This window comes from Paenibacillus durus (assembly GCF_000756615.1).
GTDB classification, from domain to species: Bacteria; Bacillota; Bacilli; order Paenibacillales; family Paenibacillaceae; genus Paenibacillus_AQ; species Paenibacillus_AQ durus.
This window is the reverse complement of record NZ_CP009288.1, coordinates 1,623,227-1,637,130: the sequence shown is the minus strand read 5'-3', so window position 1 is coordinate 1,637,130 and position 13,904 is coordinate 1,623,227. Positions and strand designations below refer to the sequence as shown.

The 13,904-nt window shown below is 51.1% G+C and carries 16 protein-coding genes; 6 read left to right on the top strand and 10 right to left on the bottom strand.

Annotation, left to right across the window (positions count from 1 at the left end; translation table 11 throughout):
• Positions 1-4: 4 nt before the first annotated feature.
• From PDUR_RS07435 to PDUR_RS07415, 5 genes are all read right to left on the bottom strand, one after another.
• Positions 5-334: a hypothetical protein gene (locus tag PDUR_RS07435; RefSeq protein WP_042205720.1), complete on the bottom strand. Its 330-nt coding sequence runs from the start codon at positions 332-334 to the stop codon at positions 5-7.
• Positions 335-553: 219 nt separating this feature from the next.
• A complete protein-coding gene (locus PDUR_RS07430; protein ID WP_042205719.1) occupies positions 554-1,510 on the bottom strand; it encodes an ABC transporter permease in 957 nt (318 codons plus the stop codon).
• Complete coding sequence (locus PDUR_RS07425; protein WP_042205718.1) at positions 1,511-2,584, bottom strand: ABC transporter permease; 1,074 nt, start codon at positions 2,582-2,584, stop codon at positions 1,511-1,513. It abuts the gene before it with no gap.
• A complete protein-coding gene (locus PDUR_RS07420; RefSeq protein ID WP_042205717.1) occupies positions 2,577-4,115 on the bottom strand; it encodes an ABC transporter ATP-binding protein in 1,539 nt (512 codons plus the stop codon). Before PDUR_RS07420 ends, PDUR_RS07425 begins: the two co-directional genes overlap by 8 nt.
• A gap of 172 nt (positions 4,116-4,287) precedes the next feature.
• Entirely contained in the window at positions 4,288-5,364 is a 1,077-nt protein-coding gene (locus tag PDUR_RS07415; RefSeq protein ID WP_042205716.1) for a BMP family lipoprotein, read from the bottom strand.
• Positions 5,365-5,651: 287 nt separating this feature from the next.
• Between PDUR_RS07415 and PDUR_RS07410 the strand changes: the two genes are divergently transcribed.
• On the top strand, positions 5,652-6,194 hold the full coding sequence (locus PDUR_RS07410) for an acyl-CoA thioesterase (RefSeq protein ID WP_407944290.1): 543 nt from the start codon (positions 5,652-5,654) through the stop codon (positions 6,192-6,194).
• Positions 6,195-6,284: 90 nt separating this feature from the next.
• Here PDUR_RS07410 and rplT read toward each other — a convergent pair whose 3' ends face one another.
• The 4 genes from rplT to PDUR_RS07390 all read right to left on the bottom strand — a co-directional run bounded on the left by rplT (position 6,285) and on the right by PDUR_RS07390 (position 8,946).
• A complete protein-coding gene (gene rplT, locus PDUR_RS07405) occupies positions 6,285-6,644 on the bottom strand; it encodes a 50S ribosomal protein L20 (protein ID WP_042205714.1) in 360 nt (119 codons plus the stop codon).
• A 33-nt stretch (positions 6,645-6,677) separates the two neighbouring features.
• The gene (gene rpmI, locus PDUR_RS07400; RefSeq protein ID WP_042205713.1) at positions 6,678-6,878 is read right to left on the bottom strand and encodes a 50S ribosomal protein L35; all 201 of its coding nucleotides are present in this window, start codon (positions 6,876-6,878) and stop codon (positions 6,678-6,680) included.
• 32 nt (positions 6,879-6,910) lie between these two features.
• A complete protein-coding gene (gene infC, locus PDUR_RS07395) occupies positions 6,911-7,408 on the bottom strand; it encodes a translation initiation factor IF-3 (RefSeq protein ID WP_042205712.1) in 498 nt (165 codons plus the stop codon).
• 299 nt (positions 7,409-7,707) lie between these two features.
• Positions 7,708-8,946 carry a glycosyltransferase family 2 protein gene (locus tag PDUR_RS07390; RefSeq protein WP_042205711.1) on the bottom strand — a complete coding sequence of 413 codons (1,239 nt, stop codon included), beginning with the start codon at positions 8,944-8,946 and terminating at the stop codon, positions 7,708-7,710.
• A gap of 406 nt (positions 8,947-9,352) precedes the next feature.
• Here PDUR_RS07390 and PDUR_RS07385 point away from each other — a divergent pair, with 406 nt between their 5' ends.
• The gene (locus PDUR_RS07385) at positions 9,353-9,880 is read left to right on the top strand and encodes a phosphatase PAP2 family protein (RefSeq protein WP_042205710.1); all 528 of its coding nucleotides are present in this window, start codon (positions 9,353-9,355) and stop codon (positions 9,878-9,880) included.
• 258 nt (positions 9,881-10,138) lie between these two features.
• Here PDUR_RS07385 and trmB read toward each other — a convergent pair whose 3' ends face one another.
• A complete protein-coding gene (gene trmB / locus PDUR_RS07380; protein WP_042205708.1) occupies positions 10,139-10,873 on the bottom strand; it encodes a tRNA (guanosine(46)-N7)-methyltransferase TrmB in 735 nt (244 codons plus the stop codon).
• Between the two features lie 220 nt (positions 10,874-11,093).
• Between trmB and PDUR_RS30050 the strand changes: the two genes are divergently transcribed.
• The 4 genes from PDUR_RS30050 to PDUR_RS07365 all read left to right on the top strand — a co-directional run bounded on the left by PDUR_RS30050 (position 11,094) and on the right by PDUR_RS07365 (position 13,865).
• Positions 11,094-11,222, top strand: coding sequence for a hypothetical protein (locus PDUR_RS30050; protein ID WP_269079203.1), 129 nt, complete (start codon positions 11,094-11,096; stop codon positions 11,220-11,222).
• Between the two features lie 82 nt (positions 11,223-11,304).
• Positions 11,305-12,261, top strand: coding sequence for a tRNA modification radical SAM protein MnmL/YtqA (locus tag PDUR_RS07375; protein WP_042205707.1), 957 nt, complete (start codon positions 11,305-11,307; stop codon positions 12,259-12,261).
• Complete coding sequence (locus tag PDUR_RS07370; RefSeq protein WP_042205706.1) at positions 12,261-12,860, top strand: tRNA 5-(aminomethyl)-2-thiouridylate-methyltransferase MnmM; 600 nt, start codon at positions 12,261-12,263, stop codon at positions 12,858-12,860. Before PDUR_RS07375 ends, PDUR_RS07370 begins: the two co-directional genes overlap by 1 nt.
• 36 nt (positions 12,861-12,896) lie before the next feature.
• On the top strand, positions 12,897-13,865 hold the full coding sequence (locus tag PDUR_RS07365; protein WP_042205705.1) for a type I phosphomannose isomerase catalytic subunit: 969 nt from the start codon (positions 12,897-12,899) through the stop codon (positions 13,863-13,865).
• Positions 13,866-13,904: the final 39 nt, after the last annotated feature.

Sequence of the window (13,904 nt, the reverse complement as noted above, 5' to 3'; positions counted from 1 at the left end):
TCTCTTAAAAAAAACCGTAAGGGTAAGGTCCGCCGCCATAACCGCCTTGGCCGTACCCATGGCTGTAACCATATCCCGGACCGTAAGGCGAGTAGGGTCCATAGCCATATCCGCCGTAGGCGTAAGGAGCGGTTCCTACTGCGAGCAGATCGAACAGCACGAGCGGTATGATGGCTTTGATTTGCACTTTTTTGCCTCCGGTACGCTGTACGATCAGACGATTGCCCGAAATGCGAAGCAGCTTGCCCGCAATCTTTGTTCCGTCTTTTTTCACCGCTACGATATTTTTGCCCACCAGCTTCATAACCTGCTTCTTGGTCACTTGTTGTGACATAATATCCCTCCCACTCTCTGGCGTTTCATTGGAACACAGATCGTATTGCCGTCTTCGAGTACAGTGTATTCGGAGCGGCTCCATCCTGCCTGTACCTATGCCCAGACTATCCCGGAATTACCCAACCGAAGCAGCTTCCCGACAAATAAAAAAACCGCGCTCCCGGCCGAATGCCGGAAATGCGGTTGGAACAGAAATGACGAGTCAGCGGACCCTCAATTAACGTTTGCTTGGATCATAAGGTTGTCCGAGCGCAGACGGAGCCGAGGAGCGGCCCACGGCGCTCACTAGAACGATGATTGTCAGCACATACGGAATCATATAAATAAATTCCTGCGGGATACTCTGGGACCAGCCGAATAACTGAACATAGTTGCGGATCGCCTGCGAGAAGCCGAAGAATACGGCCGCGCCAAAGGCGCCGAGCGGATTCCATTTGCCGAAAATCATAGCCGCAATCGCAATGAAGCCCTGCCCGGAAATCGTGTTGTGGGCAAAGGTGCCTGTGGTCGTCAGTGTAATCGTCGCGCCGCCTATGCCTGCGAACATTCCGCTGAGCATCACACCGACATACCGCATACGATTAACGTTAACGCCAAGCGTATCCGCCGCGCTCGGATGCTCACCGACCGCCCGGAGGCGAAGGCCGAACGGCGTTTTGAACAGCAGGAAATACACAACAATAACCAGTATGATCGCCAAGTACGTAGTTGGATAGTTATTGAACAGACCGGGACCGATCACCGGAATTTTGGAGAGCACCGGAATCGGATATTTGCTAAAGCCATCAATCAGAGGAGTTTCGCCCGCCCCTTCGAACAGCAGCTTAACCAGGTAAAGCGTACTGCCCGCGGCAAGAAAGTTGATTACCGTACCGCTGATCGTCTGGTCCGCTTTGAACGTAATGGATGCGACGGCATGAATAAGCGCTCCAATCACGCCGACCGCCATAGCGCAGAGCACACCAATCCAGGGAGCCATCGTTTCGTAGCCGGCGTCCTGCGCATAATAACCGCCGACGGCGGCGGCAAAGGCGCCGAACATCATCAGACCTTCAAGCCCAATGTTAACCACGCCCGAGCGTTCGGAGAAGATGCCGCCAAGGGCGGCAAAAATAAGCGCTGTGGAAAATACCAGCGTTGTATTGAGCATTTGTCCCAGTGTCAGCCAATCCATCTATAACACCTTCTCTTTCTTGCGCTTGAAGTAAAACGGCTTAAGCACCCAGCGCACAATCCCCTGTGCCGCGATAAAGAATATGATCGAGCCGATCACGATGCGGATCAGTTCCGGAGGCACGTCTGCGTTGAAGCTCATGCCTGCGGAACCGTAGGTCAGCATGCCGTACAGGATCGCGGCCAGAATGACCCCGAATGGATGAGTAAGCCCGAGTAGCGCAACGGCAATCCCGTCAAACCCATAGCCGGGTGAACCCGCGAATACAGACTGGTAGTGGAATACGCCAAGCACCTCGCCCGCTCCGGCGAGTCCGGCAAACACTCCAGCGATGAACATTGACTTCATTACATTACGACTGACATTCATACCGGCATATTCGGCCGCATGGGAATTCAGGCCAACAGCGCGCATTTCGAAGCCCTGCTTCGTCTTCCACAAGTAGATGTAAAAGAACACCGCCGCCGCAAGCGCGATCACAGTCCCCCAATGCAGACGGGCGTTGTCAAAGATGGAGTTCAAAAAAGTGAGCCACATCGACGCAGGAATATCCTCTGAGCGGTTCTGCCCCGGAATCAGGAGAAACGTTCTTACGATATAGTTCGCAAGATACAGAGCAACCCAATTTAACATAATGGTCGTAATAACCTCGTTAATGCCCCGTTTGGCCTTCAGATAACCTGCTATTCCGGCCCACATCCCGCCGAACAGACCCGCTCCGATCACTGCCAGCGGCACCAATAAAAATGTGGGCAGTCCAGCCAGCTTGATGCCGATAACAGAGGCTGCGGTCATTCCGATCAGCACCTGTCCGTCCGCGCCGATGTTGAACATTCCTGAGCGGAAAGCAAAGGCTACGGAAAGACCAGTCAGCATAAGCGGCGTCATTTCGCGGATCGCTTCCCCGAAATCATACGCGCTGCCGAAGACGCGCTTGAACAAAGCGCCATAGGCCGCGATCGGATCATAACCGCCGATCAGCATAACTGCAGCGCCGACCAGGAATCCGAGTATAATTGCGACAAGAGGCACAATATAGCTGTCTGTCGCAAATATTTTTTTAAGCTTATTCATCAGCTTTACCTCCCCGCTTCAAGCTGCCCGCCATCATGAGCCCAAGCTCCTGATCATTTGTATCCTTCGGATAGACCTCGCCGACAATTTGCCCTTCGTAAATAACGGCGATGCGGTCGGACACATTTATAATTTCGTCCAGCTCGAATGAGACGAGCAGCACAGCCTTGCCTTGGTCTCTTTGAGCTATCAGCTGCTTTTGCACAAACTCGATAGCGCCCACATCAAGCCCCCGCGTCGGCTGTGCCGCGATGAGCAGGGTTGGCTCTTTGTCTATTTCCCGCGCAATAATTGCTTTTTGCTGGTTGCCGCCGGACAGAGAACGCGCTGTATTGTGAATCGATGGAGTACGCACGTCAAACGCCCTAACCAGCTCCTCGGCATGCTTATCAATGACTTCGTTATTCATAAATCCATTCCGGTTATACGGGCTTTTGTAGTAGGTTTCAAGCACCATATTCTCGCTGACGGTGAAGTCAAGCACGAGTCCGTGCTTATGCCGGTCCTCTGGAATATGCGAAACGTTCATTTCCGATATTTTGCGCGGAGACAGGTTGGCTATTTCCTTCCCTTCCACGGTAATCGAACCGGAATCTATCTTACGGAGGCCCGTGATGGCCTGGATCAGCTCACTCTGTCCGTTTCCGTCAACACCGGCTATGCCCAGAATTTCCCCGGCCTTGACTTCAAAGCTGAGATTATTCAATACGGATATGCCTTCCTTGTTCTTACTGTTAACTCCGTCAAGCTTCAGCACCGTCTTCCCGATGTGCGGAGTCTGCTTGTCCACTTTGAACGTAACGCCTCGGCCGACCATTTTTTCCGCCAAATCGCTCGGATTGGTCTCAGAAGTTTTAACTGTGTCGATAACCTTGCCACGGCGGATAATAGTCACCCTGTCCGATATGGTCATAATTTCTTTTAGCTTATGAGTAATTAAAATGATGGATTTGCCCTCGGCAACCAGGCGCTTCATAATCGCCATGAGCTCATTGATTTCCTGAGGGGTAAGAACGGCGGTGGGTTCGTCAAATATAAGAATATCCGCACCTCGGTACAAGGTCTTCATAATTTCCACACGCTGCTGCATCCCAACCGAAATGTCATGGATTTTGGCCTGCGGATTTACTTGAAGACCGTACAGCTCCGACAGCTTGCGGACTTGCTCCGCTGCGGATTTATAGTCGATTTTAAGACCTTTCTTCGGTTCCGTTCCAAGAATAATATTCTCGGTCACCGTAAAAGGCTCTACAAGCTTGAAATGCTGGTGCACCATACCGATGCCGAGCTCAATGGCTTTATTCGGGCTATCGATGATAACCGGTTTCCCGCCGATTTCAATACTGCCTTCATCGGGCTGATACAGTCCGAATACGATATTCATTAGTGTTGACTTGCCTGCTCCATTCTCGCCTAACAGCGCATGAATCTCGCCTTTCTCCAGCGTCAGGCTGATGGAGTCATTGGCGACAATACCGGGAAAGCGTTTTGTGATTTGCTTCAACTCTACGACAGGAGCCGCAGCACTCATGGAATCACCCTCATTACAGGAATATATTACAGCGTTGCCGCTCACGTCCTTGGCCCAAAGCGGGGATCGTCCTCGGAACTCTTGCGGGGTAAAAACTCTCTAACTAAGAACAAGGCCAGCTAAATAACCGGCCTTGGTTCTTCTTCCGATCTTATTCAGTTGAGGGAAAGAGTTATTCGGCAGGAACGGTAATCTTTCCATCGATGATTTGTTGTTTGTAATCGTCAACTTTAGCCAGGATATCGGCGCTCACGTTGGCTTTGGAAGTTTCCGGCAGACCTACGCCGTTGTCTTTCAGGCCAAGTACGGTAGTGGTGCCGCCTTTGAAAGTGCCGTCGATAATTTGCTTGGAAACAACCTTAACCGCTTCGTCAACACGTTTCATCATAGAAGTCAGCGTTACATCATTGCCAAATTCGATCGATTGGTCTTTGTCGACGCCGATAACCCATACTTTCGCGCCGCCGGCTTTGTTGCGGGATTTAGCTTCGTTGAATACGCCGTTGCCCGTTGCGCCTGCAGCCGGGAAGATGATGTCATTGCCTGCGTCATACATTGTAGCTGCCAGCGACTTACCGATATCCGGCTTGTCATAAGCCCCGGCATAAATAGGCGTTACTTTTGCGCTCGGATTAACCGCCGCAACGCCCGCTTTGAAGCCCGCTTCAAACCGTTTGATTACCGGGCTTTCCGCACCGCCGATAAAACCAACTTTATTCGTCTTGGTAGTCAGACCTGCTACAACGCCGACCAGGAACGATCCTTCATTCTCGGAGAAGGTAACGGACTCAACGTTAGGAGCATCTACTACGTTGTCGATGATGGCCAGCTTGGCGTCAGGATTCTCATTCGCAACTTTTTTCACGGAGTCACCCATGTCAAAGCCGATGCCCCAAGTCAGAGCATAACCGTCTTTAATAAATTGGTTCAGGTTCGGCTCATAGTTCGCACTGGAATTACTTTGCAGATATTGTACCTTTACACCATTTTCTTTCTCAAGGGCTTGAAGGGCTTCCCAAGCGGATTGGTTAAACGATTTGTCGTTAACACCGCCAACGTCGGTAACCATACCAATTTTGATGTTGGAGTTATCCGTAGCAGCTTCGCCGGAGCCCGTATTGGTTCCAGTATTAGTGCCTTCGTTAGTGCCTGTGTCTCCCGACGCATTGTTATTGTCGCTTCCGCAACCGGCCAGAATGACCGTGAATGCAAGCAGCATAACAAGAGACAGCTGATAAATTTTTTTCATCGATTGTGATCCCCCTTAAAGAAATTGGATGTCTTCTGTAATCTCCTTGGACATGCCATTGTAACAAATTATAACGGGTAAAAACGGTAAAATCCAGTAAATTAATGACCCGCGGTTAATAAAAATTTGTATTTTCCTTCAATAAATCGCTTACTCTAACCTATTATGTAATCTTTATATCCCTCTGATGTTAAATTAGTTGAAATAGTTAGTTGAAATAGTATTGCATAATATAGGGAATTCCATTATTATAAATGCCTATCAATTCCCACGAAAGGAAGCCAATTATGATGAGTGAATCATCCCAGCCGGCAGCTCCGGCTTCGAAATACTGCCGAGAATCGCGTGTATTCAAAACGGGACGGGTCTTCCCGAACGATATTAACAACCACCAGACCCTATTCGGCGGCAAGCTAATGAGTAACATAGATGAAGTCGCCTCGATCTCCGCGATGCGTCACTGCCGATGCAGCGTCGTTACCGCCTCCACTGACTCTGTTGACTTTCTGTCCCCAATCCGGCCCACCGATTCATTCTGCTTTGAATCCTTTGTATCCTGGACCGGCCGCACCAGCATAGAGGTATTCGTTAAGGTCATAGCCGAAAATTTATATTCAGGCGAGCGCACCGTGGCGGCCACTTCCTTCCTCACCTTTGTGGCCATCGGACCTGACGGTAAACCGGCCCCTGTGCCTGATGTTATCCCCCAGACGGACGAAGAGAAGCTGGTCAGCGATTTGGCGGAGGAACGCTCGGAGCTGCGGAAAGTCAGACGCGCCGCCAGCAAGAAGCTGGCCTCTCAGCTTATAACGACAAAGTACTGGGAGTAACACGGCTTCCTTCTTCAAATACTTAAAGAAAAAAAGCACCGCTGCTCGGGAATTCCCGGAGGCGGTGCTTTTCATATAATAGGCAGCTGCTTACGCGTTGATCTTCTCTTTGGCTACGGAAGCCAGCGAGTTGAATGCGTTCAGATCGTTTACAGCGAGGTCAGCCAGCATTTTGCGGTTGATGTCCACTCCGGCCAGCTTCAGGCCGTGTACCAGCTTGTTGTAGGACAGGCCGTTCAGACGGGCTGCAGCGTTGATACGAACGATCCACAGTCTGCGGAAGTTGCGTTTGGTTTGACGACGGTCGCGATAAGCGTAAACCAGCGATTTCATTACTTGTTCTTTAGCTGTTTTGAAAATGCGGTGCTTGGAACCGAAGTAGCCTTTTGCCAGTTTCAGTACCTTTTTATGTTTACGACGAACGACGAAGCCGCCTTTAACTCTTGCCATATTAATAAACCTCCCAAAAATTGTGTGATAGAACTATTTCAAGTTAGCCAGGCCTTGCTTCAGACGTCTTACGTCGCCAGGAGCCATTTCAGGGTTGGTTCCCAGAACCCGCTTAGCGCGCTTGGACTTGTGGGACAGCAGATGGTTTTTGTACGCTTTGTAGCGCATTACTTTACCTGTTCCGGTAATTTTGAAGCGGCCTTTCAGGCTGCTGTGGGTTTTCATTTTAGGCATTGTGTTTCCTCCTCAATAGTTATGCTGCTAGTTTAAGATGATTTGGGCGCCAAAATCATAATCATGCTGCGGCCTTCCAGCTTGGGCTGGCGCTCCACAACGGAAATCTCGGCCACTTCCAATTTGACGCGCTCCAGAATTTTCTGACCGATATTCGCATGGGTAATTTCGCGTCCGCGGAAGCGGACGGAGCATTTCACCTTGTCGCCTTCATTCAGAAACTTGACCACATTACGGAACTTGGTCTGATAGTCATGTTCTTCAATGTTGGCGCGGAACCAGACTTCCTTGATGTCCACGATCTTCTGATTCTTACGGGCTTCCTTCTCTTTCTTCTGCTGCTCGTAACGGAACTTGCCGTAATCCATGATGCGGCATACCGGAGGCTTCGCCTGCGGCGCTACATTGACTAAATCCAGATTAAGATCGATTGCCATTTGCAACGCTTCGCGGATCGGTTTAATCCCGATTTGTTCTCCCTCCGCACCAACCAAACGAACTTCTCTCGCCCGAATCTCATCATTGATCATATGGTCCTTACTGATAATTCTCCACCTCCGGATCTGATTGGCTAATAAATATAACAGCTTCTACCCAATTAAAAAACGGGTGCCGGAAATTACCGACAACCCGTTTGATCAACGTTCATGAACGAACAACATTCATAAAGCATTGAGATCAAAACCAGCCGGCTGTTAGCCGATCAGGTGAGAAGCCGGTGCTTCTGCTTGCAATCTCTAATTAATTTAGCACACTTGAATATTGTACACTATTCAATTTAGGGATGTCAACCATTTTCCCAGCGTAATGTAAATGCTGTTACGCGGCTCTACCCCTGCTTGCTTTGAACTTCCTCCAGACGCACGACGCGGGTATGCTCCGTATGGCTCCACTGCTTGTTGTTTTGCGTAAAGAATGCGTAGAACGTAATCGGATACCATGAAATCAGGTAAATCGGGAACAGCAGCATATAGGCGTACACCTTTTTGAACTTTACCTTTTCAAGAATCATCGATATGAAAAAGGTAAACACATTAGCGGCAACGGCGACATAGCTCAGCCATAAAGGCAGGTGGCCGTACAGGTTGGCGATATGCGGACCACCCAGCAGCGAGTTGTCGATCCACATCACCGCAGTCATCAGGAACGTCAGCAGGACAATATAGACGTTGACACCGTATAGAGCCAGATCAAACTTGGTCAAGCTGCGTTCTTTAATACTCTGCCACAGCAGAGGGAAGAAATAACGGCGGGCGACGGTGAAATGTCCTTGCATCCAGCGTAGCCTCTGTCTGGACGAGGCCTTGAACGTAAGCGGCTTCTCATCAAACACTTTGGCGTCGTAGTTGAACTCCGGATACACACCCTTCGACGCGCTGCGCATAGTGAACTCCAGGTCTTCTACCAGACTGGTTGCGCCCCAGCCCATTTCCTTGAGCAGATTCGTTTCGAAACACATGCCCGTTCCGCCAAGAAAGTTAGCCATACCCAAATTATGGCGTGACAGCTGCCACAGCCGGTTAATATACCAGTAAGAGATGCCATAGGCTGCGGTAATCCAGGAATCCTCAGGGTTCTTCGTGTCGATGTAGCCCTGAATGACTTTTGCGCCGGAACAGAGATCATTGTTCATCTCCATCAGGAAGTCGGTGTGGGCCAGATTATCGGCATCGAACATCACGACGGCGTCGTACTGGCGCGGCATCTCCCAAAGTTTCCCCAGCATCCATTCGATTGCGTAGCCTTTGCCTCTCAAATTATTGTTGGTGCGGACGCAAGCGGTCATGCCATGCTCCCGTACAATACGGGCCGTTCCGTCCGTACAGTTATCGCAAATGACGAATACGTCGTATAGTTCCTTCGGATAATTCAGCTGCTTCAGGTTCTCCATAAGCGCTCCGACCACTTGTTCTTCGTTATGCGCGGCTACGAGCACGGCAAATGATTTTTCCGGCGGGAAAAGCTCTTTCTTCTTCTTCTTGCGCAGTCCGAACAACGAGAAACCAAACTGATAAACCGCAATTAGCGCCAAGATCACTTGGAGCGTTACAAAAATTGCATCTGCCATGATCCTTCGATGCCCCCTTTTTTTGTTCAGGTTCTTTTTTTCTGACCTTTGAACGTAATAAATGACCCTTTTGTTGCAATTCTAAGTGACGGGCATGGAACATGCCTTATTCCTCTGCGGTTCCGCTCTTTGTTATATATGCCGTCCATATGGAGTTACTGCTTGCGCTCCGGATTTTACAAAACGCATTATTTTCTCTGTTACCATATAAACGTGGGAAGTCCGCTTGAACCATTGTACGGCTTAATGGCATCCAAGTCAAAACTGTCATTTTTCGCGAAAAATCGACCTTTTTCTTGAAATCGGTTCGTGCAAAAAAGTATGATAAGGCTAGTTGTACAGGCAAAAGCGGGTTATCCTAATTAACGCCGTTAATTCTGCGGCTGTTATTAGCGGAGGGACCACTATGAGAACTAGAATGTTAAAACTGCTTACTGCAGAGCGGCGTCTGTTTCACTGGATCAATGGCCGGCTGCACAACCGTTATCTGAATTTCTGGCTGTTCTATCTGACTCATCTGGGCGGAGCGACCGCCAGCATCGGGATCAGTCTAATTGTATGGGGGGTTGCCCCTCATACGCTGAAGCTGCCCGCCCAGCAGGCGCTGATCGCCCTGGCTGTCAGCCACCTGCCCGTCGCCGTCGCCAAAAGGCTGTATCCCAGGGTCCGCCCTTATTTGGCCCTGCCCGGAACGAATACGTTCCGCAATCCGCTCAAAGACCATTCGTTTCCTTCCGGGCATACGACGGCAATCTTCGCTTCCACAGTGCCTTATGTGGCGGCTTTCCCCGTCCTGGGTTTCGTTCTGCTGCCGCTTGCCTTGTCAGTTGGATTCTCCCGGATCTATCTTGGACTCCATTACCCTTCCGATGTGGCGGCAGGCGCACTAATCGGCAGTGCGGTCGCGGCCGGAACGGTTGCATTATGGAGTTAAGGCCCATTGGAGTTAAAGCCCGTATCTCCGGACCTATAACCAAACGGAGGGGGCAGGTGAACATCGCCTTAAAATCGTTAATCGTCTTACCACGCTTACCCTATACTGGCTTTTTTATACCCGCATGAAAAATATGCTTAACAGCCTGCAAAGCAATTCAAAGCGTCATTTAATGTTGAAGCAAAAAAAGGGTCCTGCCGGCCTAAGCCGAAGGACTCTCTTTTTGTTATAGGATCTACTCGGCGGACGCCTTGTTATTCAACCTGAGTCATTGCCGGTTACAAGTCTGTACTTGTCCAGACGGGAGGCTTGATAGCGCTTCAGCGCTTCCGCTCCGACAATCGCCTCGCAGCGGTGGATCTGAATGCCCTGGCCGACAAATTTCGTTTCGTATTCGGTCATAACGTGCTCTTCATTGATCCCTCCCGCATGGAGATCCAGCGAAATATTCGACATCTGCAGACCGAAGTCGGCAAAGGCGTTCAAGGAAAATTCAAATAAACTGCGCGAATCCGTCTTCAAATGAATTTCTCCCAAACCGTCTAACAGCCCGCGATACTTATCCAAGAAGCGGGGATGCGTCAATCTGCGGCGGGCGTGCTTTGTTTTTGGCCAGGGGTCGCTGAAGTTCAGATAGATGCGCTGTAATTCTCCTTCAGCGAACACTTCTTCGGCATATTCAATATTGGCCAGTGCGAGCTTTAGATTCGGCGGCGTTTCCAGACCTTCCGGTTCCCATATATTCCGCGCCTTTTCCGCCGCCCGGCGGATCAACTCGTCATACATATCCACGCCGATAAAATTAATTTCGGGGTATTTATGGCTCATCCGGCTGATAAACTGCCCCTTCCCCATTCCGAACTCGACATAAATAGGGCGGTCGTTGCCGAAGAGCCCGGACCATTGTCCTTTATGCTTGCGAGGGTCGAGCACGACCAGATCGGTCTGCTGCTCCAGACTTTCACGTATTCCTTTTCTTCCGCGTAAACGCATGTTTACTCCTTTCACTTATCGACAAGTTACGATCATGATTACTGCAATATTGTGACTAACTTGCACCGAAAAGTAAAGATACAAAACAGAAAAGAGAAAGGAATTTCCCGGCTCCGCTTGGCTCAGCGAAACTCATGGAAATTCCTTCCGTGTTGTATTTGGAATTGGGGTCCCTAATTTCAACAATTCATAGTCTATCTTGCTTCCGAGCTAAAATCAAATGTCTTCTCAAAAGCATTGCGAATTTGCGCTGCGCTTCGGTCTTGATCTTCGGATTATGATTGTCATTTGCATGCGGCGAAGCGATTTCGACCCAGTGAATCCGCCGGTTCTTGGTCAGACCGACTGAGCGTTATGTCCTGTTACGCTCGCTCCCATTTTTTGATACAATGGACTCGGGTAAATCATTACTTGCATTAAAGGAGACATCCATGACTATACTAGAAACCCCTTCCACAGCCTCGCTGTGGGGAGACAAACGTTTTCATACCTGGAATTACGAGATGCGCGAACAGTTTGGCGACAAAGTGTTCAAAGTCATGCTGGACGCCGGGTTCACCTGTCCCAACCGCGACGGGTCGATCGCCAAAGGAGGCTGCACCTTCTGCAGCGCAAGAGGCTCGGGCGATTTCGCCGGAAGCCGGCGCGATGATCTGGTTACCCAGTTCGGAAGCGTCCGCGACCGTCAGCATCTGAAATGGCCGAACGCCAAGTACATCGGTTATTTCCAGGCATATACTAACACGTATGCGCCGATTGAGGAGCTGCGGGAATACTACGAGGTCATACTGGAACAGCCGGGCGTTGTCGGCTTGTCCATCGCCACCCGTCCCGACTGCCTTCAGGGTGATGTTGTCGATTATCTGGCGGAATTGAACGAACGGACTTATCTTTGGGTCGAAATGGGATTGCAGACGATCCACGAGTCCACTTCGCGGCTCATTAACCGGGCGCATGATACGAAATGCTACCGCGAGGCTGTGGAGAAGCTGCGCAGCCGGGGTATCCGGGTCTGCACGCACATTATTCACGGTCTTCCGCAGGAAACGCATGAAATGATGCTGGAGACGGTGTCCGCCGTATCACAGATGGATGTTCAGGGGATCAAAATCCATCTTCTGCACCTGATGCGCAAGACGCCGATGGTCAAGCAGTATGAAGCGGGGCTGCTTCGTTTTCTGGAGCAGGATGAATATGTAAAGCTCATCGCCGATTCATTGGAAATGCTGCCCCCGGAAATGATTGTGCACCGTCTGACCGGAGACGCTCCCCGCGATCTGCTCATCGGCCCGATGTGGAGCCTTAAGAAATGGGAAGTGCTCAATGCGATCGACGACGAGCTGAAGCGCAGAGATACCTGGCAGGGCAAGTATTGGAGGAAACGCTGATGGGTTTCCTATCCGTGTTGAGCTTTGCCCATAAAATGGTAGAAGATCGCCTTTCCCCCGGCGAGCGCGCCGTGGATGCCACGGTGGGAACCGGCGCGGACACCTTGTTCCTTGCTAAGAAGGCGGGGCCAAAAGGCGAGGTCTACGGCTTCGACATCCAGCCCGAGGCGTTGACGCTTGCCGGTGAGCGCCTGCGCCGCGCCAGGGAGGACGAAGGGGGAAGCGCCCTTGCTCCTTCGACTCTTCTACTCAAGAGTCATGCCGAGATGGTTGACGTACTGCCCCCTTCGTGGCGCGGCAGCGTCGGGGCCATCATGTTCAACTTCGGCTATCTTCCCTCGGACGCTGCGGATAAGAGCGTGATTACTTTACCGGACAGTTCGGTTGCCGCTCTTGAAGCTTCCCTTGAACTACTCCGGCCGGGAGGGATTGTAACGGCGGTCCTGTACCCCGGGCATCCCGGAGGCGAGCTGGAAGCGGAAGCGGCCATGGCCTGGGCGTCCTCTGTTCCGCAGCAAACGGCCAGTGCCATCGTATACCGCCAGCTTCAGCGCAGAACGGCTCCCTATGTTATTGCGCTTGAGAAAAAGAGAGGATAAGATTACTAAATCTGATTTGGAGAGGAAGATGGATCTATGACACTGCCTTATCCTTTAAAATTTCAACCGGAATTCAAAGAACGCGTCTGGGGCGGAAGAGCCCTTGAGAAGTTCGGCCTGGACCTGCCCGAAGGCCATATCGGCGAAGGCTGGATGATCGCCGACCACCCTAACGGAACTTCGTCCGTTGTAAACGGCGAACTCGCGGGACAGGGCCTGGACCAGATCCGTGAAGGCTACGGACGGGAATGGTTCGGCAGCAAAGGCTATTCGGAAACAAGCGGAAGATTCCCTCTATTGATCAAGCTCCTCGATTGCAACGACAACCTGTCCGTCCAGGTTCATCCCACCGATGACTATGAGCGGCTGCCCAAAGGTGAATTGGGCAAGACTGAAATGTGGTACGTTCTTGACGCCAAGCCGGACGCCAAAATCATCTACGGCCTCAAGGAAGGCGTGAACCGCGAAAGTCTGGGCCAAGCGCTGGAAAACGGAAGCGTTATGGATCTTCTTCAGGAAGTGCCGGTCTCGACAGGGGACACGTTCTATATTCCAGCCGGTACGGTGCATGCTCTGTGTGCGGGAGTTGTCGTGGCGGAAATCCAGCAGAACTCCGATACGACCTACCGGATTTATGATTACGACCGGCCCGGCCTTGACGGCAAGCCGCGTGAGCTGCATATCGAAGATTCGCTGAACGTGACCGCTTATGAAGGCGCAGGAGCAACTTCCATGAAGACGGATAGCGCTGTACCCGGAGAATGGCTGCGGCTGGCGGAATCGCCTTATTTTATCGTAGAAAAAGGCATTGTAAGCGGCCGCTGGAGCCTTGAAACCAGTCCGGAAAGCTTTACGATACTCGTAATTTGCGAAGGAAGCGGGCATTTGATCTGGGAAGGGGGCTCCCAGCCGTATTCGGCGGGGGAATGCTATCTGCTGCCGGCTAACCTCGGCACTTATACCATCGAGGGCCAAGCTACCCTGCTCCGCTCGTATTTGCCTTAAGCCTTATTAGCATCATAGGCGAAGCTCCCGGCTTGGAGA

Coding starts and splice junctions, on each gene's coding strand:
- infC (WP_042205712.1), bottom strand. CDS start 7,408: ATGATCAATGATGAGATTCGGGCGAGAGAAGTTCGTTTGGTTGGTGCG.
- PDUR_RS07430 (WP_042205719.1), bottom strand. CDS start 1,510: ATGGATTGGCTGACACTGGGACAAATGCTCAATACAACGCTGGTATTT.
- PDUR_RS07385 (WP_042205710.1), top strand. CDS start 9,353: ATGAGAACTAGAATGTTAAAACTGCTTACTGCAGAGCGGCGTCTGTTT.
- PDUR_RS07365 (WP_042205705.1), top strand. CDS start 12,897: ATGACACTGCCTTATCCTTTAAAATTTCAACCGGAATTCAAAGAACGC.
- trmB (WP_042205708.1), bottom strand. CDS start 10,873: ATGCGTTTACGCGGAAGAAAAGGAATACGTGAAAGTCTGGAGCAGCAG.
- PDUR_RS30050 (WP_269079203.1), top strand. CDS start 11,094: ATGTCTTCTCAAAAGCATTGCGAATTTGCGCTGCGCTTCGGTCTTGAT.
- PDUR_RS07415 (WP_042205716.1), bottom strand. CDS start 5,364: ATGAAAAAAATTTATCAGCTGTCTCTTGTTATGCTGCTTGCATTCACG.
- PDUR_RS07420 (WP_042205717.1), bottom strand. CDS start 4,115: ATGAGTGCTGCGGCTCCTGTCGTAGAGTTGAAGCAAATCACAAAACGC.
- PDUR_RS07425 (WP_042205718.1), bottom strand. CDS start 2,584: ATGAATAAGCTTAAAAAAATATTTGCGACAGACAGCTATATTGTGCCT.
- PDUR_RS07390 (WP_042205711.1), bottom strand. CDS start 8,946: ATGGCAGATGCAATTTTTGTAACGCTCCAAGTGATCTTGGCGCTAATT.
- rplT (WP_042205714.1), bottom strand. CDS start 6,644: ATGGCAAGAGTTAAAGGCGGCTTCGTCGTTCGTCGTAAACATAAAAAG.
- PDUR_RS07410 (WP_407944290.1), top strand. CDS start 5,652: ATGATGAGTGAATCATCCCAGCCGGCAGCTCCGGCTTCGAAATACTGC.
- PDUR_RS07370 (WP_042205706.1), top strand. CDS start 12,261: ATGGGTTTCCTATCCGTGTTGAGCTTTGCCCATAAAATGGTAGAAGAT.
- PDUR_RS07375 (WP_042205707.1), top strand. CDS start 11,305: ATGACTATACTAGAAACCCCTTCCACAGCCTCGCTGTGGGGAGACAAA.
- rpmI (WP_042205713.1), bottom strand. CDS start 6,878: ATGCCTAAAATGAAAACCCACAGCAGCCTGAAAGGCCGCTTCAAAATT.
- PDUR_RS07435 (WP_042205720.1), bottom strand. CDS start 334: ATGTCACAACAAGTGACCAAGAAGCAGGTTATGAAGCTGGTGGGCAAA.